Below are 25,479 nucleotides of genomic sequence, written 5' to 3'. Positions count from 1 at the left end.
TCCGTCAGTTGCCGGCGACCTTGGCCCTGATGTCCTCGTCGATGCGGGCATAGGCATCGTCGAGCTTCATTTCGCCGGCGATCACCTGGCTGATGCGGGCGACGATGGCGCTGTAATAGGCATCCGACCACTTCCAGCCCGGCAGCTTTATGGCGGGTGCCGCCGTCTGGCCGGCCGCCTCAACGAAGGCCTTCAGCGCCGCCTTCACATGCGGATTGCCGGTCTTGAAGTCCATCTGGCCGGCAGCGACACCCTTATGCGCTGGAATGAACAGGCTGCGTTCGGCAAATTCCTTCTGCACGTCGGCCCCTACCAGGTAATCCATCACCTTGGCGACGTCCTTCGGGTTCTTGGTGTATTTGACGGCGACGAGACCGGCGCCACCCTGCATGCCGGAGCATGCGGCCGTGCCGCAGGGGCTGCCCGCCATCACCCAGTCGAAATTGTCGCCAATCTTCTGGGCGAAGCCCGAAACCTGCCAGCTGCCTGAATAAAGATAGGCAAGGCCGCCATTGATGAAGTCCTCGGCGGCGGAGCGGTAGGTGGTGCCGGCAGCACTGACCCAGACATCCTTGTTCATGGTGCCGTCCTCGTTCCACTTGACGAAGCGGCTGAGGAAGTCCTTGGCGCCCTGATCGATCGGCGCCGGCTTGCCGTCGGCGGCGATATAGTTGGCGCCGTAGGAGATGTTCGGGCCGGAGACGCGATGGCCGGAGCGGTCGATCGCCATGGCGAAGACCTTTTGGCTGTCGGCGACCTTTTTAGCGGCCGCCGCCCAATCATCCCAGGTGGCCTTCGGACCGGGAATTTCGACGCCGGCCTGCTCGAACAGCGTCTTGTTGACGAAGCCGCCGGTCAGGGTCAGCTGCGTCATGAAGCCGGTGATGGCATTCGAGCCGTCCGGACGCATCCAGTCGGCCTGGGCGCCGAAATTATCGTCCCAATATTTCGCATCAGCCAGGAGCGGGCGAAGATCGAGCCAGTGCTGGGCCTGCGCCTTCAGATTGGTGACACGGGCGATATCCGGCCCCTGCCCGGCTTCGAGCTGCACCGGCAGCTGTTCCTTGACGACGTCGTAGGAAACCTCGTCGAGGATGACGTTGACGTCGGGATTGGCCTTGGAGAAGCGCGAGAGCAGGTCCTTGATCACCTCGCCCTCGCCGCCGTCGGAATACCACATGATGCGCACGTCGCCGGCATGGGCGGCAACGGAACTCAAGAGAACCGCAGCAAAGGCCGCGCCGATCGATTTCATTCTGGTCATTTTCTCCTCCTCTTGACCGATGAATTCCTGCGCCCGGCTGGTCCTCCACCTGCCGGACACGTCGTCTACGAGGCCGCGCGCCGAGGCTGCCGGCCCGGTATCTCCAAATGTACCGCGTCTCCCCGCACCGACCAGTCCGCCGGGCGAAGAATACGGCCTTCGGCGCGCACGGTGCCGTCCTCTTCGAAGACGACCCGGCCATAATCCGGATCGACGACGATCAACGCGCCCTCGTCGTCGCGGCGGGCCGAAAGCGCGGCGAAACGCGCCTGCATGCCGTCAAGGCCGCCCTCACGCCCGATATCGGAGAGACGGACGATCCAGCGGCCCTTATGGCCGGCCAGCCGCAGCTCGATATCCGTCGTCGGGCCAAGCTTTACCGGCTCCAATGCTCCGCTGCCGATCAGCATCGCAATCCCGTTGCCGGAGCGGGCGAGCGCCAGATTGCCGTCGACCACCGTGTCGTCGAAGGCCTCGAGCGGGAACCAGGCATGGGTGAAATCCGGCTGGCCCTCGTGGATCTCGAAATCGAGGATCGCCAGATCGCGATACTGATGCACACGCGGCAGCGTTCCGCAACCGCCCCAGAAGCTCGGCCGGCCGTAGCCGAACTGGATGGTTTCGCCGGGATGGTTGATCCAGATCTGCGCTTCCGGCCGGTCGCCCAAGCGCAGATGCAGCACCGTCTCCTGGTAGCCCCATGCTCCGGGGCGATAATGGGCGATGGTGCCGAGCGCGGTGTCACGGGTCTTATAGTGGTAGAGGGCGGCGAAACGGTTCTCACCCTGGGAAAAGGTCCATTCCTGCGCCTCGTCCGAGTGGTGCGCCGCAATCGCCGCAAGCGCTTCGGGAAAACGCAGGCCATGATCGCGAATGCAGACGGCAAGCTGTGGCAAAGCGTGGACACGCCGGCCGTACCAGCCGCGGCCCCAGAGCAGCCGGGCGATAGCTGACAGTTCGACCGAGCGGCCGGGGCGTAGCGTGTGTTCGTAGGAGCGGCCCTGGCTGCCGGTCAGTATGCCATGATGGGCCGAGCGTGCGACGATCTCCATCAGGCGAATGATGCTGGCACTCGCCCGGTTGCGGATCGTCTCATCCGGCGCGCAGGCGGCCAGCGCCGTCAGCCCCTTGAGATCGATCGGGAAATAGGGAACGGAATTCCATTCGGCCATTTCCCAGCGCTCGAAATGATCGAGCCAGGCGCGGACACGCCCTTCGCCGACCTTCATTTGCTCGGCGCCGGTGCGGCCGGAACGGACGAAGACGGCATCGGGAAACAGCCTGCCGCCGAGATAGGCGGCCGTGTGGAAGAGAAGCGCGTGGTTTTCCGAAAAATACCACTGAACGTCGTTGCCAGGCTCATCCATCCAGTAGCGGTAATTGAGGACGGCATGCTCGATCCTGTCGCGCAGTTCGGATGACAGCAGATCGCTCCAGCGCGTATAGGCAAAGAGCAGCGGCACCAGCACGAAATCGGCGCAGTCGTGGCAATCCTCGATGACCGGCAGCATCGCCGAGATCATCGCCTCGGTTTCCTCGCCGCCCTGCCCGAGAGCGAGACGCGCGAAAGCGCAAACGGTGTCGGGCTCGGAATGGGCGGCGACCTCGGCCAGCGCCTCGGCGACGCGTTCCTCAAGGGCGGCGGGTGCATCCCCCTGTCGCTCAGGATGACAGATCTCGACGCCGAGCGTGCGACCGAGCGAAAGCGCGCCTGTTTTGAAGGTGATGCGGAAATGACGGAAATCGGCGGGCATATCAGCCGAGGTTCCGAGCGCCAGTTTCGTTGCTCCCGCTTCCAGATCGAAATCATAATCGAAGCGCTCGGTCGACATGAAGTCGCCTTCGATCTCGACATGGCAGTTCAGCGCCAGCGGCAGCGGCGCGGGAAAAAGGATGGTCACGTCTTCGCCGAGATAGGCGGTGCGGTCGAAGCGCATGCCTTCGAGGATGATCTCCAGCGCATCCGCATCGCCGGCGGCGATGGGAACGGGAACTGATGTTTCGACCTCAGGCCCTTCGACATAATCCAGCTGGAAATAGAAACGGGCGTCACGCTCGGCGAGATCGTCGAAATACACGCGGATCTCGTTGGGGCCGGCCGCCAGCTCGACCTCGAACAGCTGCTGGGCTTCGAGGTTGCGCTGGTAAGGCGCCATGAAGCCCTGCTCGCTGCCATTGACGAAGAGGATTGCGCCACCGCAGGTCGACAGGCGGAGCGTCGCACGCCCCATCGACTGGACATCGAGAAAGGTGCGCGCCCAGCACCCGATGCGTGTCGGGCGAAACCAGAAGCCGGAGAGATCGACACGCGGGGAAGCAAAGGGAAGCCACCAGCGGACAGCCTCGAATTCGGCAGCCGGTTGCGGCCGCCGGCCGGAGAAGGATTTTTTGAATTCGGTGCGGCAGGGATATTCATGCGGGATGAAATTCTTCGTCTTGGTGACGAAGAAAAATGGATCCATGCTGCCTTCCATCGGACGGTCGGCGACGTCGTAGCGCTCCTGCCACAGATGGGCGAGCTGCCAGTAGACGATCGGGCTAGCCTTTGGCGTTGCGCGGCGGAGATGGGATTGCTGCTCAGTGGTCATATTTCAGCCCGCTCAAGCCTTGGGACGGGTAAAACGCCCGACGCGTGGACTGGCCGTCTAGCCACATTTCAAAGCCTCCCTGCTCTGCCGCTTGTCGCGGACTCCTCAGGCAATGATTGTGCATAGGCATTCCATTTGCGCAATCTGAAAGATTTTTGCATAGTGGCGGCAAGCGGGGAAAAGACATGGCGGCGGAAGAGAAAAAAGGCAGGCGTACGCGCCTCGACGACATTGCCGCCAGATGCGGCGTCTCGATCAGCACGGTGTCGCGTGCCCTGGCCGGCGAAAAGGGCGTCAGGCCGGAGATCCGCAAGCTGGTGCTGGAAACGGCAAGTGCGGTCAGCTACGCCCTGCCGGCGAGTGTTGCCGGCAAGAAGGTCATGCTCGTCGCCTCCGGCGCGGCGATGATCGACTATGTCCGCAACCAGTTCACGCTCTACGTGCTCGAAGGATTGAATGCGCGCGCAGCCGCCCTCGGCATCGAACTGGCGATACGCCCGGTCGCCGACAAGGGGGATGAGGCCCGCGTCGTCGCCGAGATGCGTGACGATCCGAGCTTTGGCGGCATGCTGATCCTGACCGTCGACGAAGAGGAGATGCTGGCGGCGGCGGCTGATCTCGGAAAGCCCGTGGTGCTGGTCAACAGCGACGATCCCTATATGCGGCTTTCGAGCGTGACGCCCTGCAACCGCTCGGCCGCCTTCATCGCCGCCGAGCGGCTGATCAAAGCCGGGCATGAACGCATCCTGTTTATGCTGAGGCCGGGTCGGCGAACGATCGAGCGGCGCCTCGAGGGCTGGCGCGATGCCCTGCAGCATCATGGGCTGACGGCCGATGCCGATCTGGTGCTCGAGGTCGACGACTGGCTGCCGGATCTCGGCGCCGAGGCGATCACCCGCCTTGTCCGCGAGAAAGGCCTCTCCTTCACCGCCATCCTGACGGCGGGCGACAGTCTTGCCAATGGCGCGGTGCGCGGATTGCAGGCGATGGGTTATGCCGTGCCGCAGGACATCTCGGTGATGGGCATAGACGACCTGCCGCAGTCGGCCTTTCTCAATCCGCCGCTGTCGACGGTACATATTCCGATGCGCGAACTCGGCGCTACCGCGCTCGATCTGCTGCGCGACATGATGCTCGGCCTTGCGGCGCCGCGGCGGCGGGTCGAGCTCGCCTGCCATCTCGTCGAAAGGGGTAGCGTTGCAGCCGTCAGGCATGTGTCTGCCGTAACGGAAGGTCGCTGACGAGCCACGGTGGTCGAGGATATCAAGCCTCGATAAAACTCGCTTCGAACAGTTCTCGCGCATAGGCATCATGCGTCGTGCCGGCCTGCAGATCCGCTTTGGTGAGCTCGTCGACGAAGCAGCCATTCTTCATGATCAACACCCGATCGCACATATGGGCGATGACCGCGAGGTCGTGGCTGACAAGCAGATAGGTCAGGCCCTTTTCCTCGCGCTGATCGGCAAGGAGGTTGAGGATTTCCGCCTGGACCGAGACATCGAGCGCCGATGTCGGCTCGTCCAGCAACAGGATGGGCGGCGACAGGATCAGGGCCCGGGCGATTGCCACCCTCTGTCTCTGGCCGCCGGAAAGCTCATGCGGAAAACGGTTTGCGAAGCTCGCCGGCAAACCCACCTGGATCAATGCCCTCTCGACCTTCGACCAGATATCCGAATGGCGCATGGCGCGCAGCGGCTCGGCCAAGGCGGTGCCGATACGATGGCGCGGATGCAAAGATCCGTAAGGGTCCTGAAACACCATCTGAGCGAATGTCAGCTCGTCGCGGGAGCGCTTCTTGCCGATCGGTTTGCCGCCAAGCTCGATGTGACCGGTCCAGCCGGCCTCCATGCCGGCGAGGCAACGCAGCACCGTCGATTTACCGCATCCGGATTCACCGACAATTCCCAGCGTCTCCCCCTGGCCAACCTGAAAACTGATGCCTCTGACGACATGGTTGCTTGATTTGCCGGAGGCAAAGACGACATCGAGGTCACGCACATTGATCATTGCGCCGCCTCCAGATCGAGTTTCGTCCTGTCGAGAACAGCAAGCCGGCGAACCGGGTTCCTGGGGTCGGGCAGCGCGGCGATCAGCCCGCGGGTATAGGGATGGCTGGCGTCTTCGAGACGGGTCAGGGTCTCGACGATCCGGCCGGCATACATGACGATGATGCGCTCGCAAAAGGCTGCCACCATGCGAATGTCGTGGCTGATCAACAGCAGTCCGGAATTGTTCTCGCGCACCAGCTCATCAAGCAGCAGCAGCACGTCCTTGCGGACGCTGACATCAAGCGCCGAGGTCGGCTCGTCGGCGATGACAAGCTTCGGCCGCGCCAGCAGCATCATGGCGATCATCACGCGCTGGCCCATGCCGCCCGAGATCTGATGCGGATAAAGCGCCATGACCCGCTCCGCATCGCTGATGCGCACGCGCTCCAGCATGGCGCGGGCAGCCTCATGCGCCTGTTTCTTGTGAAGACCGAGGTGAAGGCGGGCGGCTTCGGCGATCTGCTTGCCGATCGAGAGCACCGGATTCAGCGAATAGCGCGGATCCTGCATGATCAGCGCGATGTCCTTGCCGCGCAGCGCTCCCATCTGACGCTCGCTCTTTGAAAGCAACGGATCGCCGCTAAGATCCATGCGTTCGGCCGAGACCACCGCGGCCGGCGGCAAAAGGCGCATGATGGCGCGACCGGTCGTCGATTTGCCGGAACCGGATTCTCCGACGATCCCGACGCGTTCGCGCCCGACGTCGAAGCTGACGTTGGAGACGGCGGGCACGGCGCCTCGGCCGAAACGGACACTCAATCCTTCGACGGAAAGAACGGGCTGCAGATCACGATCTTGCATGGCGGGGATCCAAAAGGTCGCGCAGAGCATCTCCGGCGATGTTGAAGGCAAGGCTGGTGAAGAGGATGGCGATACCCGGCATGACGGCAACCCACCAATAATCGAGCATGAATTTGCGGCCGCTGGAGATCATCGCGCCCCATTCCGGCGCCGGCGGCTGGGCGCCAAGGCCGAGGAAGCCAAGCGAAGCCGCCGTCAGAATGATACCCGCCATGTTGAGCGTCAGGCGAACAATGACGGAGGGAACGCACATGGGCGCGATATAGAGAAGAAGAATGCGCATCGGCGAGGCGCCATAAAGGCGGGCTGCGACCACATAGTCGGCGTTTCTGACGACAAGCGCCTCGGCGCGCGCGAGTCTGGCAATCGGCGGCCATGCGGTCAACGAGATAGCGATGATGGCCGTGGTCAAGCCGGCGCCGAGTGCGGCAGCAAAAGCCAGAGCCAGGATCAGCGACGGGAAAGACAGAACGATATCGGTGGCGCGCATCAGCAGCGCATCGGTGCGCCCTCCGAAGAAGCCGGCAACGACGCCGATCAGCAGGCCGATCGGCCCGACGATCAAGGAAATCGACAGCACGGTCTGGATGGTGATGCGCGTGCCGAAGATGAGGCGGCTCAAGATGTCACGGCCGAATTCGTCCGTGCCTGCCAGGTGCGCGAGGCTCGGCGGCTGCAAGGCCTCGCCAAGCGACTGTATGGCCGGATCGTAGGGCGCCAGGAGCGGCGCGAAGATCGCGACAATGCAAAGCAGCCCAAGGATGACGAAACCGGCAAGTCCGAGCGGCTCGTGGGCCAATTTGCGGCCGGCGCGCGCAAACGACGCCGCGATACGGGTCGACACACTTGGCGGGCGGATATGAATCTCGCTGCGGATAACATCGCTCATCGGGCCGCCTCCCGCATACGCGGATCAAAGACGGCGTAAGCGACGTCGGCCAGGAAGTTCAACAACATGAAAATGAATCCCACAATGATGGTGCCGGCGACGATGGCGTTCATGTCGCCGATCATCAGCGCGTTCGTCATGTACTGGCCAATGCCCGGCCAGGAGAAAACGATCTCGGTCACGACAGCGCCTTCCAGCAGACCGCCGTAGGAAATGGCAAGGATGGTGATCAGCTGCACCGCAATGTTCGGCAGGACGTGGTGCCAGATCGTGCCGAGCGGGCTTACACCCTTGGCTCGGGCCGCAATGACATAATCCTGGCTCAACTGCTCCAGGGTGAAGCTGCGTGTCATGCGGGTGATGTAGGCCATCGCCGCATAGGCGAGGATGACGGCCGGCAGAATGATATGGCCGAGCGCATTCCAGAAGATTTCCGTCTCGCCCTGCAGCAGGCTGTCGACCAACAACAGTCCGGTTTGCGGCGTGACGAGGCCTTCGTAAAAGACATCGATCCGGCCCGGCCCGCCGACCCAATTGAGGCCGGCATAGAAGATGACGAGCCCGACGATGCCGAACCAGAAAACCGGGATCGAATGACCGACGAGTGCTACCACGCGCGCCGTCTTGTCGATGAAACTGTCGCGAAAGAGTGCCGCGACCAGCCCGAGCGGAACACCGACGAAGGTCGAAATGATCACCGCCAGCGTCGCGAGTTCGAATGTCGCGGGAAAGGCTTGAGCGAGATCCGAAGAGACGGGATTGCCGGTGAGGACGGCGGTGCCGAAATCACCGTGGGCCAGGCCGTTCAGATAGAGGAAAAACTGCTGGTAGATCGGCAGATCGAGCCCGAGACGCGCCCGCATCGCCGCATAGGCTGAGGGATCGGCGAGCTCGCCGACAATCGCGCCGACCGGATCGGTGGGCAAGACGCGGCCGATCACGAAGGTCACACATAAGAGGATGAACAGGCTGACCAGCAAATGCGCCAGGCGTCGGCCAAATTCGGCTACGGAGAGTTCCTTCATGATCGGCTGTCCTGGGAAGTATTACTGGGTTTCGACCTTGGTCACGTTCTCGAGACGCGTCAGCTGAGACGGATGCCCCACATATCCCTCGACCTTGGTGGAGAGGACGATCGGCTCAAAGCGCTCGAAGAGCGGAAGCACAGCAGGCTTCTGTTCGACGAACATCTTCTGCATCTGAACATAGAGTTCGCCACGCTTCTTGGCGTCCGGCTCCATCGATGCTTTGGCCGTCAGAGCCGTGAGTTCCGGGATGTCCCAGGCCGAGCGCCAAACGAAGTTGCCAGCATTGTTGGCTTCCTTCGAGTTGTCGGGATTGGAGGAAAACTGCTCCATCGAGCCGAGGACGTTCGGCATATAGGCGCTGGTCTGCGGGATCAGCAGATCGAAATCCCTGGCGCGATGGGCGGCGATGATTTCCGAGCCGTTGCCCTGCTGGATGTCGATCTTGATGCCGATCTGGGCAAGCGATGCCTGGATGGCGGTGGCAAGATCGATGCGCGGCGTTTGCGCGATGGTCTTCAGCGACAGCGAGAAGCCGTCCTTGAAACCTGCCTCGCTCAGAAGCTGCTTGGACTTTTCGACGTCGAGATGCCAATCGGGATTCGGGATGGCATATTCGAAATTCTCCGGAACGGGAACGTTTCTGGCCCGGCCGTAAGGACCCATGATCGTCTTTTCGATGCCCTTGTAGTCGATGCCGTAGGCAATGGCTTCGCGGACCTTCGGGTTGGCGAGGTATTTGTTGCCGGCATTCATCGACAGCACGTAGAAACCGCCCGTCGGAATACGCTGGATGGCGAAGCCCTTCTTGTCGTTGAACGTCGCGAGATCCGATGCGGTGAGCGCGCTGGCAATATCGATATCGCCGCGTTCGAGCATCAGCCGCTCGACCTGGCTCTCAGGCACATGCCGGACGATGACGCGGCGCATTTTCGGCGCGCCGGCCATATAGTCCTTGTTTGCGTCAAGGATTACCAGTTCGTTCGGAGACCAGCGATTGAGGGTGAACGGACCGGAGCCAGCCGAATGGGTTCGCATCCAGGCGTTGCCGTAGTCGTTGTCGACGGCGTGGCTCTCGACCTCGACGCTGTCGACCACGCTGGTGGTGGTCGTCGTCAGCCGGTAGAGCAGAAGCTCTGCCGTCACCTGCTCGGAGAGATCGATCCGCACCGTCTGGTCGTCGACGGCCTTGACGAGCTTTTCGACATTGTCCTTGTCGTAACCGACGCGCTTGAGGTTAGCGGCGGCGGCCTGGTCCATCTTCAGGAGCCGCGCCAGCGAATAGACGACATCCTTTGAGGTGACCGGGTTGCCGGAGGCGAAATTGGCCTTGCGCAGCGTAAAGGTGATGCCCTTGTCGTCAACCTTCCAGCTTTCCGCCAGCTGCGGAAGGATCTTACCATCAGCCGTGCTGGCGACCAGCCGATCATACAGATTCGACATGATCTCGACCGCCTTGCCTTCGGTCGCCTGCTGCGGATCCAGCGACAGTACCTGCGCCAGCGATGTGCCGACCACCAGTTGGTCCTGCGGTGTGGCGGCCTGCGAGAGCGGTGCAGCCACCGTCAGGGCGCCGATCACGGCGCCGACGAACAAGCCCTTAGAAAAATGCTTCATTGTCAGTCCTCCCTAGACTACTATAAAAGACATATTATGTCGCCCGTATGTCGTATTATGATTTATCGAAGTCTGATATGATTTGCAAGACCCGAGCGGGAGACATGATGCAAAGGGATTGGGGGAACGGAAGATGACGACACTCGGCGGTGGCCGGCAGAGACTGGCGCAGCAGGTCATCGATCAGTTGCGGGCGCAGATCGAGACGGGGAAGCTACGAGTCGGCGACCAGCTGCCGACCGAGCCGCAGCTTGAAGCGACATTCGGCGTCAGCCGCACCGTGGTGCGCGAGGCGATAGCCGATCTGAGGTCGGCAGGCTTCGTCAAGCCGATCCAGGGCAAAGGCGTCTTCGTCGCGGATCCGAAGGCGCATTCGGTCCTGTCGCTGACGCCGGTGGAAATCAAAAGCATTCCGGAAACCCTGGAATTGCTGGAGTTTCGTATGGCGGCCGAGGGTGAAGCGGCGGCAATCGCCGCCTATCGCCGCACGGCCGAGCAGGAGGCGGCGATTCGCGAAGCCAACCGCAGAATGGCGCACCTGATCGAAACCGGACAGCAAACCGTGGAAGCGGATTACGCCTTCCACATGGCGATTGCCGCCGCCACGAACAACCGATTCTATGTCGATGTCCTGCGCCATTTCGGCCCCAGAGCCATCCCCCGCGGCCAGTTTCCGACACTGCCGGAAGCCAATGATCGCAGCTATCTTCAGAAGGTTTATGCCGAACATGTCGAAATCCTCGCGGCAATCGCCGATCAGGATCCCGAACGCGCCCGCCAGGCAATGCGCGCCCATATGCTGGCCAGCCAACGCCGCTACCGCATGCTCGCCGAGCAGCAATAGGGCTCGACACTCTTCAAAATTCATATTATGTCATATGACATTATGTAATTTCGAAAGAGACTCAAATGTATCTGGGAACACAGGTCGCAGCGCGAGATGACGACGATTATCGTATCTTCGCGCAACTGGGTGTGAAGCATATCAACGCCGATCCGCCGGGAAAGCCGAGCAGCTGGACGCTCTCCGATCTCGAACGTCATCGTGACAAGGTCGAAAGCTTCGGCCTGATCCTCGACATGATCCAGTTGCCCCTGCCCTCGCAGCCGATCGAGAAGGCTTCCTATCCCGATATCCTGCTTGCCGGCCCCGAGCGCGACAGACAGATCGACGCCGTCTGCAAGCTGATCGAGAATGTCGCCGCCGCCGGCATTCCTGCGGTGAAGTACAATCTCAACCTGATCGGCATTCCCCGCACGCCGGATGAGCCGGGACGCGGCGGGTCGCTGAATGCGAGCTTCCGCTGGGACAAGACGGATCAGCAGGCAGAGCCCGGCCTTGCCGGCGTGCTTTCCGAGGACGAAAACTGGGAACGGATCGACTATTTCCTGGAGCGCGTCGTTCCTGTCGCTGCAAGCAACCGCGTCCGGCTCGCCTGCCATCCGCACGATCCCTATACGCCGCCGGGCTATCGCGGCGTCACGCGTGTGCTGGGTACGGTGGAAGGCCTGAAGAAGTTCGTGCTGATGCGCGAAAACCCCTATCACGGCCTCAATTTCTGCCAGGGCTCGATCGGCGAGATGCTGGAAAATCCCGGCAAGGAAATCGACGATGTCATCCGCTGGTTCGGCCAGCGCGGCAAGATCTTCAATGTTCACTTCCGCAACATTCGCGGCGGCAAGCTGTCCTTCATGGAGACCTTCCCCGAAGAAGGCGACATGGACATGGTCCGCTCGGCCAGGATCTACAAGGAGGTGGGCTTCAAATACATGCTGATGCCCGACCATGTGCCGACCGTCAGCGGCAAGGATCCGACCGCCACCGCATTTGCCTTTTGTTACGGCTATATCGCAGCACTTCTGCAAGTGCTCGACAGCGAGTGAGCCGGTTTCCAACACGTCAAGAATAGGACTTCATGATGAACCCGATTGAATTGAAGAAGGCCGTCGGTAGCGGTCTCCTGTCGTTTCCGGTCACCCATTTCGACGATCACCTCAAGTTCGACGAAGCCAAGTATCGCCGTCATGTCGAGTGGCTTTCCGGTTATGACGCTGCAGCGCTGTTTGCCGCCGGCGGCACCGGGGAGTTCTTCTCTCTCAATCCGGCCGAGATTCCGCAGGTTGTCCGGGCCGCCAAGGCGTCGGCCGGCAAGACGCCGATCATTTCGGGGACCGGCTACGGCACGTCGCTCGCCATCGAGATCGCGGTCGCAGCCGAGAAGGCCAGCGCGGACGGACTGCTGCTGCTGCCGCCCTATCTGATGTTTGCCGAACAGGCGGGTCTCATCGCCCATGTCAAGGCAGTCTGCCAATCGGTCGGCATCGGCGTCATCGTCTATAACCGCGACAACGCCATCCTGACCGCCGACAGCATCGCGCGCCTGGCGGAGGAATGCCCGAACCTGATCGGCTTCAAGGACGGCGTCGGCGATGTCGACAAGGTGATCGAGATCACCACCCTGCTTGGCGACCGTCTCGTCTATGTCGGCGGCATGCCGACCCATGAGGTTTACGCCCAGGCCTATTTCGCCGCAGGCGTGACGACCTATTCCTCGGCCGTTTTCAACTTCGTGCCCGCCCTCGCCCAGCGCTTTTACGGCGCTTTGCGCACCGGCGATCAGGCGACTGTCGATGAGATCCTGAAGAGCTTCTTCTTCCCCTTCGTCGCCTTGCGCAACCGCAAGAAGGGATACGCCGTCTCGATCATCAAGGCCGGCCTTCGCGCCCTCGGGCAGAATCCCGGCCCCGTGCGCCCGCCTTTGACGGATCTTACCCCGGAAGAGCTCGCGCTGCTGGAAAAGATCGTCCAGGCCAACGGCGTGACACGGATCGCGGCGGAATAATATATCGCGGCAGTAGGCCGCCGGGTGGCCCGGCGGCTGTCCGTTTCGCACCAACAACGGACATCGGCTCGGCTTGGATAGACGACCGCTACGGGGCCGGAAGTGGCGCGTCTGTTATCGGGGCGAGTTCAGCAGAAAGCTGCCAATCGGCATTCGACCCCACGTCGGACATTCGCGCGTTACAATCTGGTATGCATTGCGCCGGATCTACGCCATCATCGATCCTGCAAAGTTGTCGATTTGGCATTCATGGGCGCAAAACCAAACTGTGCCTTGAAGGCTCGGCTGAAGGCTGCTTCGGAATCATAGCCCACTTGCCGGGCGACCGACCCAACCTTGGCATCAGGCTGGCGCATCAAGCCCAAGGCGAGCGTTAGCCGCCAGCGGCTGTGGTAGGAAAGTGGTGCTTCTTTCACCAATGCTGTAAATCGCGCCGCGAAGCCGGACCGGGACAGGCCCGCCACCCGAGCCAGATCGAGCACGGTCCAGCGCCGATAAGGTTCGTCGTGGATGGCCTTGAGCGCGCGGCTGATGCGCGCATCCCCGAGCGCTCCAAGCCAGCCGACATTGCCGCCCCGCTCAATCCGCACCCAGCTCCGCAGGATACTGATCACCAGCACGTCGATCAGCCGTGAAATCATGATGGACGCGCCGGGATACACCTCCTGGGCTTCCTTCATCATGAAGTAGCCAAGCCCCTCGGCCCATCCGGCGGTCTCGCCGCTGGCTTTTGGAATGTGAATGACCGACGGCAGTGCCGATACGAGCCAGGGCACGGAAGCGCTTTCGAACCGAAAGGCTCCGGCGATAAGCTTGGTCTGTTGGCCGCCTCCGCCGTGGGAGACATTGAGTTTTTCGGCGGTAACCTGCGCCGCCATCAGGGCTGCCAAGTCAGCCTCAGTTGCACACTCGCCATCGCTCAAGCCGTGTCCAAGGCCCCGCGGCAGCATGATCAGATCGCCGGTTGCCACCTGCAAGGCATGGCCCTGATCGTTCACAACCGTCAGGCCCCCTTCGAGCACGATGAAGAAATAAGCCGCTCCTGGATGAAAGCGTAGCGCCCATGGTTGGCTGAGCTCGACTGTAAAGACGATTTCGCCATGCAGGCTGACCATGGCCAAAATCTGGGAGAGCAGATCCACCCGAGAGGCGAGCATGATCGCATTTTTGGACGACGGAGCATGCATTGCGGGGCTCTGGTCATGGTGATCCATCTCGGCAAGCCCTAGTTTGGTTTTGTCTTCAATGAGGAATTATCTGGCAGTTCAGGTGTTTGCGCGAAGGCAAGGCCATCCCGGTCTTCCCGCCGTCGTGTAGCCGATAGCATTGCAGATTATCCGAATTAAGCAATCGCGCTGATGCGCTCTATAGGAGCTCCAAATGAAATCTCTTCTTATGTCCGCCCTAATGCTGACGACCGCCATGCTTGGTGCCGCACCTGCATGGGCTCAGCCGGCTCTCCCGGATCAAACGATCAAGAATATCGTTCTTGTCCACGGCGCCTTCGTCGACGAAACCAGTTGGGACGGCGTCGCTGCAATCCTGACCGCCAAGGGCTACAAGGTGACTGCGGTAAAGAATCCATTGACTTCGCTTGCTGACGACGTCGCTGCCACCAATGCGGTGCTGGATGCGCAAAATGGCCCGGTTGTCCTGGTGGGCCATTCCTGGGGTGGCGTGGTGATCGGCGAGGCGGGCGACAACGCCAAGGTGGCATCACTCGTCTATGTCTCGGCCTTTGCGCCCGAGAAAGGTGAAACCATCACTGCATTGGCAGCCAGCGGTCCGGCAACCCCGGGAGCGGCGGCCATTCGGCCCGACGCAAAGGGTTACTTGAGCATCGATGCTGCAGTGTTCCCCAGTGCAGTGGCGGGCGACCTGCCCAAGAAGATCGGTGAACATCTGGCAGCGCACCAGATGCCGATCAACCACACTGCCTTCGATGCGCCTGCTGAGGTCGCGGCATGGCACGACAAGCCAAGCTGGTACGTCCTGAGCTCCAAGGACCTCGTCCTTGATCCCCACGCACAGGCTTTCTTTGCCGAACGGATGAAGGCCAAGGTGACGACGGTCGAGGGTAGCCACGCCTCGCTGGCCTCGCACGCCAAGGAAGTGGCTGCGGTCATAGAAGCGGCCGCAGGAGCAAAGTAGCCTTTGTCAACCGATGCTATCGCCCGCCTAGCGGTGGTCGGTAGCATCGATGTGCAACGATCCCAGTCGCAGAGCAAAGCCCCGCCACTGCCCACGCGCCATGGCCTCGGACAGCGCCGCACTGGCAACCGCGGTATTACGACTCAGCCATCATGCCCCCTCACCGCCCATGAGGTGGTGTCGTGATCGGGGTGTTGGTTGTTGCTCTCCTTAATCGCCGCGGCCCAGTCGGCGCCGTTGTCTTCGGTCGCACCGGTATTTTCTATGCCCGTGATCGTATCGAACCATGCCACCATGTTCTCGGTACAGGTATTGGCAAGAGGCGAGAAGGCGTGCGGATCGTCAAGCGAACCGATCATCAGGTTGGTGCGACCGTTTTCGAGGTGGTGGAAGAACAATGGCGTGCCGCAATTGGCGCAGAAGCCGCGCTCGACAAGCTCCGAGCTTTTCCAGACGCTCGGCTTGCCGCGTGTCCAGCTGAGCGCATCATCGGGCGCAGCGACGAGCGCGGCAAATATGTTGCCCGCGGCTTTCTGGCACATCCGGCAATGGCAGAGATGCGAATTGTCAAGCATAGCGGTTGCGTGGAAGCGCACGGCACCGCACTGGCAGCCGCCGCTCACCTCCATCTCGATGCGTTTCATTTTTTCTCCTCCTTCAAAGTGCCGGAAGCTGGCTAGACCCGCGACATCAGTCCATAGCCGGTGGGTGCCAATCGCTCGGTCACGTTAAGGACGGTCCACATCGCGGCCGATTCCGCCCACGCGGCCATATCGGCATTACCTTTTGTTTTTCCCGATACCGCCAGGGCCGTCTGCCGCGCGACAGCGTAGGCAGCGATTGCGGCAGCGGAGCACCGCTTCAATCCATATCCCTTGGCAAACACGAACAGCCGTTGAATTTGTTCGTCGCCCGTATAGTCCGGATTGCCGAGATTGAGCCAGGCGAAGGCCGAGTAACCCAAATCCCAAAGACGAAGACCGGGTGCGATAGTGTCGAAGTCAATGATGCCCATGGGCAAGCCGTCAAAGAACACGGCGTTGGGCGGTCCCCAATCATTGTGGCAAATCACTTCGGTCACACCGTCTTCGTCCCGAACCAAGCCCACTGTCGCATCATGAAAACGTCGCAACAGTGCTGCAGCGGCCGACAGTTGTTCATCATCGAAATGGTCCAAATCCTGGGGAACATTCCCAGGGAGGAAGCTTAGAATCTCTCGATTACGCTCGTCGGTTCCCAGGAAGCGGGGCACCCTGGAAAATTGCTGCTGTTCGAGATGGAGGAGCAGGGTATGTACGTGCGACCGATCCGTCGTGATCGGTCTTCTGATGGTATCGCCAAGTCGGACCACACCCGCTGTGACCCGCCCACCTCTCATTGGTATCTCTTGATCGTTCATAGGGGGAAACCATCGGATTTGTTCATTTCGGAAATGATCGCGATCACCCAGTGACGGGTCTTCGGTGTGCGTCTGGGGGTTGGCGCGTCGTCAAACAAGAACGGCCTCCAATATGTGGCGATTCCGGAGTATCCAGGCCGCACTCTTTGTTCTCCACGTTATTGCCCAGAGTGGCTCAGGGTTCGTCCTTTCCGCCGTGACGCTGGATTCGATTGCCTGTGCTGCTGCATCCAGAACTGCGAATTCGATCAACTGGTCGATAAACCCGCTTCGAGCATTCCCTGCGAGGCCATATCCGTCGAGCAGCATGCGGACTTGTCGTGCCCTCGCTGTTGCCGAGCCGAGACCCATCTTTTCCGCGATGTCATCATCATAGAGCTGCGCGTTCAACCAGCATGCCTGGACCAGTTCGATATCCAGGCGCACTGGACCGGCAACTTCCCAATCAATCAAAGCAATCGGCAGGCCTGCACGGGATACAATGTTCCAAGGTCCAGTGTCGCAGTGACCAATGACCAGCGGACCACGACCGACGGAGCGGCCAAACCACGGTCGCCAAACGGCATTCTTTGGAACTGAAAATGAACTGGTGGCGTCGTGCAGTCGTCTGAGCATATCTCCCAACCGGGGAAGTGCGTCGTCGGCCCAAGGCCCGGGATGAAGAATTTCACCTTCAATGAACGATAAAATTTCGCGTCCTTGCTCGTCGAAACCTCGGCCTAACGCGCGGTGCTTCAGAGAAACCGGAGCGCTCAAGATGCTGCAGAAGACTTATGACCATATGAGACCATGGACCTGATGCGCGAAAGACCACGCTACCGCGTCGCGAAACTCGGGTACGCCCGCCGCCGTCCAATGAAGTCTCTTCTTCCATACGGAACGTATACCTTAGGGAGCGCCTAACGCCGAAATCGTCGGATCATTCAAGCAATTTCGGCCGCCACAATTCATGCTGACGATCTCGAACCGCTCCAGGCGATCATCACTGATGCATGCAATGATTTGAAGGTTCTCGGAGTTATGCAGTAAATACCACCAATGGCAGTTTATGGTCTAGGGAGTAGTGGCCCGAGTCTTGCGGCCGCAACGAGTCGCGGCATGTCCCTGGCTCGACCCCGGCAAAGGTGGCGGCAGCACAGGTTTCGGCGATCACCTGGGCCGAGGATTCGCGTGCCCCGCGGCCGTTGCAGCTACAGCGCCACACCCGTACCGCGGTCAAAGACGTGGACCTGATCGCTGGTGATGCTTGCCTCGAAGACGGCGCCGTAACGGGCGGGGTATTCGCCGTCGACGATGGCGGTTACCTGCTGTCCGGCGAGATCGAAGACGACATGGGTCTGGGCGCCGGTCGGTTCCACCAGCATCGTCCGGCCGGCAAGCGGCGTGCCGGCGGCAACACCGGGAATGAGATGTTCAGGGCGCAGGCCGATGGTGACGGCCTGGCCGGCCTTGACCTTGCGGTCGGGCGCTATTCGGATCGCCGTGCCGTCGCTGAGACGAGCAGCAGGCCCACCATTTTCACCGTCGACCGTGCCTTCGAGCATGTTCATCGCCGGCGATCCGATGAAGGCGGCGACGAAGAGATTGGCGGGTTTTTTGTAGAGTTCGAGCGGCGTCCCCTCTTGCTCCACCCTGCCCTGATTGAGCACGACGATGCGGTCGGCAAGCGTCATCGCTTCGATCTGGTCATGGGTGACATAGATCGATGTCGTTCTGACCTTCTGGTGCAGCGTCTTGATTTCCGAGCGCATCTGAACGCGCAGCTTGGCATCGAGATTGGACAGCGGCTCATCGAACAGGAACACGGCGGGATTGCGCACCACGGCGCGGCCCATGGCGACGCGCTGGCGCTGGCCGCCGGAAAGCTGGGCCGGCTTGCGGTCGAGGAGGTTGGCGAGATCCAGCATACGGGCGGCTTCGGCAACGCGGGCCTCGATCTGGGGTTTGGCAACGCCGGCAAGCTTCAGATTGAAGCCCATGTTCTCGGCAACGGTCATGTGGGGATAGAGCGCATAGGATTGGAAGACCATGGCGATGTTGCGTTCGCGCGGCGTCATGGCATTGACGACTTTGCCGCCGATGGCGATCTCGCCGTCGGTGATCTCCTCGAGGCCGGCGATCATCCGCAGCAGCGTCGATTTTCCGCAACCGGACGGGCCGACGAGGGCGACGAATTCCCCATCCTCGATATGAAGCGAAATGCCATGGATGACGTCGACGGCGCCATAGGTCTTGCGAATATCGGTGAGTTCAACGGATGCCATAATTGCACTCCAACGGTTCGGCTCAGGACTTCACGGCACCGGCGGTCAGACCGGCTATGATGTGTCTCTGGGCGACGAAAAAGACGATGATGGTGGGAAGGATTGTCAGCGTGATGAAGGCCAGCACCAGCTGCCACTCCGTACCGTACTCGCCGCGATAGACCATGATGCCGAGCGGCCAGGGATATTTCGATTCCGAGTTCAGCATGATCAGCGGCAGGATGTAGCTGTTCCAGCTGCCGACGAAGGAGATGATGCTGACAGTGGCGACGATCGGGCGGGAAAGCGGCAGCGAGATATGCCAGAAGAAGCGGAGATAGCCGCAGCCATCGACAAAGGCCGCCTGAAACAATTCTTCCGGAAGATTGCGGAAGTAGTTTCGAAACAGCAGGATGCTCATGCCAAGGCCGAAGGCCACCTGCGGCAGCACCACGCCCCAATAGGTATCGAGCAGGCCGAGATCGCGGATGCGGATAAACAGCGGCAGGATCGCGGTCGCCGCCGGAAACATCAAGCCGAGCAGGAAATAATTGAGCAGGAAAGACGATCCGAAGAAGCGGACATGGGCGAAGGCGAAAGCCGCCATCGACGATACGATCAGCGTCAGGAGGACGGTGAGCGACGCGATCACCAGCGAATTGCCGATCTGCAGCCAGTAGCGTTCACCGAAAAGAATGTCGGTGTAGTTCGTCCATTGCCACTCTGTCGGCAGGCCGAAGGGATTGGTGCGCAGGTCGCCCAGCGTCTTGAAGCCGCCGAGCGCCGTCGTCAGCAGCGGCACAAGCACGATTGCGGCAATCAGGCTCAGCGACACGTAGAGATAGACGCGCGTGGACGTGCTCATGCGGATGGAAGAGCTCATATCAGTCATGGCGCATGAATATCCTTTTGTAACCGAAGGCCAGCGTCACGCAGATGATGAAGAGCACGACGCCGACGGCGCTGCCGAGGCCGACCTGCATGCGCATGACGCCGTAGGTATAGAGGAAGGTGACCATCGTCTGGGTAGAGTTGGATGGCCCGCCGCCGGTCAGCGGCATGATCATGTCGAAGAGTTGCAGCGAGCCGACGACGGCAAAGAAGATGGAAAGACGCAAGGTCGAGCCGAGCAGCGGCAGCGTGACGTAGCGAAACTTCTGCCAACCGGTGGCGCCGTCGATTTCGGCGGCCTCCAGCACGCTCTTGTCGACGGATTGCAGGCCGGCGATGAACAGCATCATGTGGAAGCCGAAATATTTCCAGACGATGACCCCAAGCACGGCATAGATCGCCACGTCCTTGTCGGCGAGCACGTAAGGGTTGGCGAAGCCGAAGAAATTGGAAACGGCGGCAAACAGGCCATAGTCGCCATCATAAACGAAGCGCCAGATAAGGCCCGCGGCAACGTCCGCCAGCACATAGGGCAGGAAGAAGATCAGGCGGTAGCCGACGACACCCGGAATGCGGTGCGCCAGCATGGTGGCCAGCCAGATGGCAAGCGGCACCTGGATGCAGATCGAGATTACGATGATCAGGCCGTTATTGACCAGCGCCTGCGTGAAGGCCGCATTTCGAAACAGAACCTGGAAATTGCGCAGCGCGATGAACTCGGTCGGCGTGCCGTAGCCGTTCCACTTGTAGAGGCTGTACCAGGCCGCCTCGCCCATCGGCATGATGACGAAGAGCGTGAAAAGCAGCAGCGCCGGCGGCAGGAAGATCAACAGCACCGCCAGCCGGTCATGGGCGACCGAGCTCTTGCTGTTTGCGGCTCTTTTTGCCGGCCTTGCGGCCGTGGTTATCGACGGGACTGAAATATTGGCCATTGTTCCTGCTTTCGGCATGTCGGCAGCAATGCTGGCGCTCCAGCTCTTCACTGGAGCGCCAGGATGGGTCTGCAGGCGCTGGTTATTGTTCCAGCTCGAAAGCGTCCTGGATCATCTGGGCGCCGTCCTTGGAATTCATCTGACCGGAGACGATTTCCACCGACACATCGTTGACGACACGGCCAACCGCCGCACCAAGATCCTGGTCGAAATAATTCTGATGCCAGGTCGAGCCGGCCAGCTGTTTTGCCGATTCGGCAAGCAGCGGGTTGGTGACGCCGTCGCCGGCGCCGACGGCAACGGGCAGAAGCATGCCGGCCTTGGCCATCGCCCGCTCGTTCTCCGCATTCGTCAGGAAGGCGAGGAAATCGATCGCTTCCTTGGATGCCTTCTTGGTGACCGCCCAGCCGTTCAGACCGCCAAGCGTATCGGTCGGCTTGCCGGCGCCGCCATCGACCGCCGGGAAGGCGAAACGGCCGATATTTTCGGGTGCGAGACCCTTGCCGTCACCGGCATTCTTGCGCTGGTTGGCCTCGGTATTTTCAAAGCCGAGGATGATCGCAGCCTTGCCGTCACCGAAAACGCCGAGCGCCTGCGGCCAGGTCGAGCCGAGATAGCCGGGCTGGAACGGCTCGAGCTTTCCGAGTTCGGCGAGATCGTCGCCGGCCTTGATGATCGCGGGATCGAGGAAACCTTCGCCCTGGCCGGTCTTTGCCGCTTCGAAGACCTTCTGGCCGCCTTCGCGCATGACGAGATAGCTCCAGTAGAAGTGGATCGGCCATTTCTCGCCGCCGCCGCCGGCGATAGGAACGATGCCGGCGTCCTTGATCTTCTTCACCGTGGCGAGAAAATCAGCCCAGTTCTTGATGTCCTCGGCCTTCACGCCGGCCTTGGCAAAGAGTTCCTTGTTGTAGAAAAAGCTGACCAGACCGACCTTATAGGGAATAGCCCAGGTCTTGCCCTCGAAGGTCAGGCCGCTGACCGAAGCCGGGCTATAGGCGTTGCGCAGTTTGCCGCCATCGGCATCCAGCGCCGGTGTCACATCCTGAAGGGCGCCGGTCTCGGACTGCTGCTTCAAGACGCCGCCGCCCCAGCTGAAAAAGAAATCCGGCACGTCGTCGGATTGCAGCAATGTCGGAAGCTTGGCCTTGAAGGCCTCGTTTTCGAGAAACTGCATCTGGATATCAACGTCGGGATGCTGGGCTTCGTATTTCTTGACGATGTCTTCCCAGGCCGCGACATATTTCGGGTCGAGCTCGAGATGCAGCCATTTGACCACCGTCGCCGCCGAAGCGGCACCTGCTCCGGCCAGCAACATGCCGGCAGCCGCGGCCATGGATGCGATACGCCTGCCGCTAAGAGCGGTGCTCTTGAACCTAAAAGTCATGATTTTTCCTCCCAGGGGTCCTGTCCTCACAATTTTTCCCCTATGCGGATTAATTCAACGGCGCTTTGGCATATTGTCAACCCAATGCCTCTATTTTTATCAAATGCGCTTGACAGGGCCACTGAATTCCCTGCTATTTATTTCGTAACCCGTTAAAAATATTTGGGTTCCGCCCCAACGAAACGCTCGCCTGGCTAGTTCCAATGAAGACCGCAGATCCCGAATTAATGCGCGCGATCAATCGCTTGAACGTGCTCGATACCATCAGGCGCCATGGTCCGATCTCGCGGATAGAGATCAGCGAGCGTACCGAACTCTCCACCACGACCGTTTCGGCCATCACCGCCTCATTGCTCGACGACGGGCTGATCCTGCCACGTCACGAAGGCGATATTCGCAATGAGGCCGTGCGCGGTCGGCCGCGGGTGATGCTGGAGCTCAATCCCGATGCCGCCCGCGTGGTCGGCGCCAAGATCGCCGCCAACAGGATGGTGTTCGTCGTCACCAATTTCCGCGGCGACGTGCTGTCGAAGCTCGCCTTGCCGATCCGCATCGACCGGCAGCCGATCGGCGTCATCGCCGATCTCGTCGAGGATGGCGTCCGGCGCTGCGTCGTCGATGCCGGGCTGTCGCTGGAGGATGTCGACAGCGTCTGCCTCGGCTTTCCCGGCGTCATCGAGCATCGCACCGGATATATCCGCAGCAGCCCGATCTTTCGCGACACCAATGTCGATTTCGCCGCCGAAATGTCGACGCGGCTGGCAACGCCGACCATTGTCGAAAGCGACGCCCACGCCATTACGCTTGGCCATCACTGGTTCGGAAAGGCCCGCGATCTCGAAGATATGGTGCTGATTTCGCTGGAGCAAACGCTGGGTCTCGGCGTCCTGCACGGCAACAGCCTGTTTCGCGGCGCCGGCGGCCTGAGCCACAATCTCGGCGACCTGGTGCTCGGCATGGGACCGAACGGCGTCGTCCGGCTTTTCAGCCAGGCCGGCGAAAGCGCCATCCTCGGCGAACAGCAGGCCGACGGGCGTTTTGCCGAAGCGATCCGTCTCGGCCGCGGCATGAACCATGCCCAGGCGCTGATCAAGGCCGATGACGACCGGCTGATCAGTGCTGCGATCCGCGCCGGCGAAGCGGTGGGTTTGACCATTGCCAACATCGTCACGCTGTTTGCGCCGCCGCGGGTCATTCTGGTCGGATCGAGCCTGGCGCTCGGCGAACCCTTTCTCAACAGCCTGCGCGATGCCTATGCGCTCGCCATTCCGCCATCGCTGCGCGGGGTGAGCGAACTCGTCTTCGACGATTCGACCGATGATTTCTGGGCGCAGGGTGCGGCGGCGGTGGCGCTCTACGAACTCTACGAATCGCCCTGGAGCACGACAGGGCCGGCGCTCTGACGAGCGTCACAATCAAGACTCAATGGAGGAATTCATGGACAAGGTCGGTATCGGCATCATCGGATGCGGCAATATTTCGGGCGCCTATCTCACGGCAATGGCGTCCTTTCCCATTCTCGAGATCCGCGGCGTCGCCGATCTCAATCGGGAGCTGGCGGAAGCAAAGGCTGCGGAATTCAACGTTCCGGCCAAGACGGTTGAAGAGCTTTTCGCCGACTCAAAGGTTGAAATCATCGTCAATCTGACGATCCCGAAGGCCCATGTTGCCGTGGCGTTGCAGGCGCTCGAGGCCGGCAAGCACACCTATTCGGAAAAGCCGCTCGGGATTAATTTCGCGGAAGGGAAAAAATTGGCGGAAGCCGCCAAGGCGAAGAATCTCCGCATCGGCGCTGCCCCCGACACCTTCCTCGGCGGCGGCCACCAGACGGCGCGTGCCTTGATAGACCAAGGCGTCATCGGCCAGCCGGTCGGCGGCTCGGCAACCTTCATGTGCCCAGGCCATGAGCGCTGGCATCCGAACCCGGCCTTCTATTACGAAGTCGGCGGCGGGCCGATGCTCGATATGGGGCCCTATTACATCACCGATCTCGTCAATCTTCTCGGACCGGTTTCTCAAGTCGCGGGTTTTGCGACGACGCCGCGCGCGGAACGGCTGATATCAAGCGAACCGCGCAATGGCGAACGCATTCCCGTGCATGTGCCGACCCATGTCACCGGCATGATGGCCTTTGCCAACGGCGCCGTCGTCCAGATCGCCATGAGCTTCGATGTCTCCGGCCACAAGCATGTGCCGTTGGAAGTCTACGGAACCGAGGGCACGCTGATCGTTCCCGATCCGAACAAGTTCGGCGGCCCTGTGGAATATCTGAAGAAGGGCGGTGGCTTCGAGGACCAGTCGGTGACAGCGCCTTATGCCGAGGGCAACTTCCGTTCGCTCGGCGTTGCCGACATGGCGCATGCGATCCGCTCTAACCGGCCGCACCGCGCCAATGGCGATCTAGCCCTGCATGTGCTGGAAGTCATGGAAGCATTTCACACCGCTGCCGAAACTGGCCGGACGGTGACCATCACCACGGCAACGGAGCGCCCTGCCCCGCTGTCCGATTCCATCGTCGACGGACGGCTGGCGAAATAAGTTTCAGGAGGAAAGACTATGCGTGAAGCACTGATCGTTTGGGGCGGCTGGAGCGGGCATGAGCCGCAGGAGTGCGCCGAAATCATCAAGACCATGCTCGAGGAGGACGGCTTCAAGGTCTATCTCGAACACGGCACCGAGGCGCTTGCCGACCCCTCCGTCCATGATCTCAGCCTCGTCGTGCCGATCATGACGATGTCGAAGATCGAGAAGGAAGAGGTCAAGAACCTCGCCACCGCAATCGAAAGCGGCGTCGGTATCGCCGGCTATCACGGCGGCGCGGGCGACGCCTTCCGCGAATCCGTCGACTACCAGTTCATCATCGGCGGCCAGTGGGTGGCTCATCCCGGCAACATCATCGATTATACCGTCAACATCACCCGCCCAGACGATCCCCTCATGGAGGGTATTGCCGATTTCCCCTATACGTCAGAGCAATATTACATGCATATCGACCCCTCGAACGAGGTTCTGGCGACGACCAAGTTCACCGGCGAACACGCCTACTGGATCGACGGCGTCGTCATGCCGGTCGTCTGGAAGCGGAAATACGGCAAGGGCCGCGTCTTCTATTCCTCGCTCGGCCATCAGGCCAAGGAATTCGACGTTCCCCAGATGAAAACCATCTTCCGCCGCGGCGCCAACTGGGCTGCGCGGTAAGGTGAGGCCGTCCGGTTCGTGCGGATGGCTGCCTCTCATCTAACCTTATCGGGGTCGAGCCACTCGTCTCGACCCTCCAGACCCTGTAAACGCGGCGAAGGACGTGCCTTGCGAGATGTGGCGAGGGACGGAGAGGTCGCGGCATAATCTCTTCTCCCCTCGGGGAGGAGGTGCCGGCAGGCGGATGAGGGGGCCACACGGAA

23 protein-coding genes are annotated in these 25,479 nt (G+C 61.1%); 8 read left to right on the top strand and 15 right to left on the bottom strand.

The annotated features are described in order from the left end of the window. Nucleotides 1-4: 4 nt before the first annotated feature. Together G9X68_RS11090 and G9X68_RS11085 are read right to left on the bottom strand one after the other, a co-directional pair. On the bottom strand, nt 5-1,264 hold the full coding sequence (locus G9X68_RS11090; protein WP_171602403.1) for an ABC transporter substrate-binding protein: 1,260 nt from the start codon (nt 1,262-1,264) through the stop codon (nt 5-7). 65 nt (nt 1,265-1,329) lie between these two features. Then, a complete protein-coding gene (locus G9X68_RS11085; RefSeq protein ID WP_171602402.1) occupies nt 1,330-3,852 on the bottom strand; it encodes a hypothetical protein in 2,523 nt (840 codons plus the stop codon). A gap of 185 nt (nt 3,853-4,037) precedes the next feature. Here G9X68_RS11085 and G9X68_RS11080 point away from each other — a divergent pair, with 185 nt between their 5' ends. Beyond that, nucleotides 4,038-5,093 carry a LacI family DNA-binding transcriptional regulator gene (locus G9X68_RS11080; protein ID WP_171602401.1) on the top strand — a complete coding sequence of 352 codons (1,056 nt, stop codon included), beginning with the start codon at nt 4,038-4,040 and terminating at the stop codon, nt 5,091-5,093. Between the two features lie 22 nt (nt 5,094-5,115). Here the strand turns inward: G9X68_RS11080 and G9X68_RS11075 are convergent, their stop codons facing one another. Genes G9X68_RS11075 through G9X68_RS11055 form a run of 5 tightly spaced genes read right to left on the bottom strand, consistent with a single transcriptional unit; the run spans nt 5,116 to nt 10,232 of the window. Continuing rightward, nucleotides 5,116-5,859, bottom strand: coding sequence for an ABC transporter ATP-binding protein (locus G9X68_RS11075; protein WP_171602400.1), 744 nt, complete (start codon nt 5,857-5,859; stop codon nt 5,116-5,118). Then, nucleotides 5,856-6,701 carry an ABC transporter ATP-binding protein gene (locus tag G9X68_RS11070; protein WP_171602399.1) on the bottom strand — a complete coding sequence of 282 codons (846 nt, stop codon included), beginning with the start codon at nt 6,699-6,701 and terminating at the stop codon, nt 5,856-5,858. The genes G9X68_RS11075 and G9X68_RS11070 overlap by 4 nt, the downstream gene beginning before the upstream one ends. Beyond that, nucleotides 6,688-7,590 (bottom strand): ABC transporter permease, encoded by a 903-nt coding sequence (locus G9X68_RS11065; RefSeq protein ID WP_168316923.1) that lies wholly within the window; start codon nt 7,588-7,590, stop codon nt 6,688-6,690. The genes G9X68_RS11070 and G9X68_RS11065 overlap by 14 nt, the downstream gene beginning before the upstream one ends. Then, a complete protein-coding gene (locus tag G9X68_RS11060; protein ID WP_065279877.1) occupies nt 7,587-8,615 on the bottom strand; it encodes an ABC transporter permease in 1,029 nt (342 codons plus the stop codon). The genes G9X68_RS11065 and G9X68_RS11060 overlap by 4 nt, the downstream gene beginning before the upstream one ends. A gap of 21 nt (nt 8,616-8,636) precedes the next feature. Then, nucleotides 8,637-10,232 (bottom strand): ABC transporter substrate-binding protein, encoded by a 1,596-nt coding sequence (locus G9X68_RS11055; RefSeq protein ID WP_171602398.1) that lies wholly within the window; start codon nt 10,230-10,232, stop codon nt 8,637-8,639. A 133-nt stretch (nt 10,233-10,365) separates the two neighbouring features. Between G9X68_RS11055 and G9X68_RS11050 the strand changes: the two genes are divergently transcribed. From G9X68_RS11050 to kdgD, 3 genes are all read left to right on the top strand, one after another. Next, the gene (locus G9X68_RS11050; RefSeq protein ID WP_029873220.1) at nt 10,366-11,076 is read left to right on the top strand and encodes a FadR/GntR family transcriptional regulator; all 711 of its coding nucleotides are present in this window, start codon (nt 10,366-10,368) and stop codon (nt 11,074-11,076) included. Between the two features lie 65 nt (nt 11,077-11,141). After that, entirely contained in the window at nt 11,142-12,116 is a 975-nt protein-coding gene (locus G9X68_RS11045) for a mannonate dehydratase (protein WP_168311863.1), read from the top strand. Between the two features lie 32 nt (nt 12,117-12,148). Beyond that, entirely contained in the window at nt 12,149-13,075 is a 927-nt protein-coding gene (gene kdgD / locus G9X68_RS11040) for a 5-dehydro-4-deoxyglucarate dehydratase (protein ID WP_171602397.1), read from the top strand. A 215-nt stretch (nt 13,076-13,290) separates the two neighbouring features. Here kdgD and G9X68_RS11035 read toward each other — a convergent pair whose 3' ends face one another. Continuing rightward, nucleotides 13,291-14,289: an AraC family transcriptional regulator gene (locus G9X68_RS11035; RefSeq protein ID WP_244956151.1), complete on the bottom strand. Its 999-nt coding sequence runs from the start codon at nt 14,287-14,289 to the stop codon at nt 13,291-13,293. A 166-nt stretch (nt 14,290-14,455) separates the two neighbouring features. On the opposite strand from G9X68_RS11035, the gene G9X68_RS11030 reads away from it, so the two are divergent. Then, nucleotides 14,456-15,226 (top strand): alpha/beta fold hydrolase, encoded by a 771-nt coding sequence (locus G9X68_RS11030; protein ID WP_171602396.1) that lies wholly within the window; start codon nt 14,456-14,458, stop codon nt 15,224-15,226. 143 nt (nt 15,227-15,369) lie between these two features. Here G9X68_RS11030 and G9X68_RS11025 read toward each other — a convergent pair whose 3' ends face one another. The 7 genes from G9X68_RS11025 to G9X68_RS10995 all read right to left on the bottom strand — a co-directional run bounded on the left by G9X68_RS11025 (nt 15,370) and on the right by G9X68_RS10995 (nt 22,078). After that, nucleotides 15,370-15,870, bottom strand: coding sequence for a GFA family protein (locus G9X68_RS11025; RefSeq protein WP_171602395.1), 501 nt, complete (start codon nt 15,868-15,870; stop codon nt 15,370-15,372). A 32-nt stretch (nt 15,871-15,902) separates the two neighbouring features. Continuing rightward, nucleotides 15,903-16,625 (bottom strand): phosphotransferase, encoded by a 723-nt coding sequence (locus G9X68_RS11020; RefSeq protein ID WP_171603053.1) that lies wholly within the window; start codon nt 16,623-16,625, stop codon nt 15,903-15,905. 90 nt (nt 16,626-16,715) lie between these two features. Continuing rightward, entirely contained in the window at nt 16,716-17,381 is a 666-nt protein-coding gene (locus tag G9X68_RS11015) for a protein kinase family protein (RefSeq protein WP_244956150.1), read from the bottom strand. Nucleotides 17,382-17,815: 434 nt separating this feature from the next. Next, nucleotides 17,816-18,889, bottom strand: coding sequence for an ABC transporter ATP-binding protein (locus G9X68_RS11010; RefSeq protein WP_171376041.1), 1,074 nt, complete (start codon nt 18,887-18,889; stop codon nt 17,816-17,818). 22 nt (nt 18,890-18,911) lie between these two features. Continuing rightward, nucleotides 18,912-19,760: a carbohydrate ABC transporter permease gene (locus G9X68_RS11005; protein ID WP_131644008.1), complete on the bottom strand. Its 849-nt coding sequence runs from the start codon at nt 19,758-19,760 to the stop codon at nt 18,912-18,914. After that, a complete protein-coding gene (locus G9X68_RS11000; protein ID WP_003559249.1) occupies nt 19,753-20,691 on the bottom strand; it encodes a carbohydrate ABC transporter permease in 939 nt (312 codons plus the stop codon). The genes G9X68_RS11005 and G9X68_RS11000 overlap by 8 nt, the downstream gene beginning before the upstream one ends. Before the next feature lie 82 nt (nt 20,692-20,773). Further along, on the bottom strand, nt 20,774-22,078 hold the full coding sequence (locus G9X68_RS10995; protein WP_171602394.1) for an ABC transporter substrate-binding protein: 1,305 nt from the start codon (nt 22,076-22,078) through the stop codon (nt 20,774-20,776). A 203-nt stretch (nt 22,079-22,281) separates the two neighbouring features. On the opposite strand from G9X68_RS10995, the gene G9X68_RS10990 reads away from it, so the two are divergent. From G9X68_RS10990 to G9X68_RS10980, 3 genes are read left to right on the top strand one after another with little or no spacing between them, the layout of a single operon-like run. Further along, nucleotides 22,282-23,481, top strand: coding sequence for an ROK family transcriptional regulator (locus G9X68_RS10990; protein ID WP_003539497.1), 1,200 nt, complete (start codon nt 22,282-22,284; stop codon nt 23,479-23,481). Between the two features lie 34 nt (nt 23,482-23,515). After that, complete coding sequence (locus tag G9X68_RS10985) at nt 23,516-24,616, top strand: Gfo/Idh/MocA family protein (protein WP_171602393.1); 1,101 nt, start codon at nt 23,516-23,518, stop codon at nt 24,614-24,616. A gap of 18 nt (nt 24,617-24,634) precedes the next feature. Continuing rightward, a complete protein-coding gene (locus tag G9X68_RS10980; protein WP_171602392.1) occupies nt 24,635-25,276 on the top strand; it encodes a ThuA domain-containing protein in 642 nt (213 codons plus the stop codon). Nucleotides 25,277-25,479: the final 203 nt, after the last annotated feature.

Origin of the sequence: Rhizobium changzhiense (assembly GCF_013087625.1) — a bacterium.
GTDB lineage: Bacteria > Pseudomonadota > Alphaproteobacteria > Rhizobiales > Rhizobiaceae > Rhizobium > Rhizobium sophorae.
The sequence above is the reverse complement of the archived record's forward strand: the minus strand, read 5'-3'. Positions and strand labels throughout refer to the sequence as shown.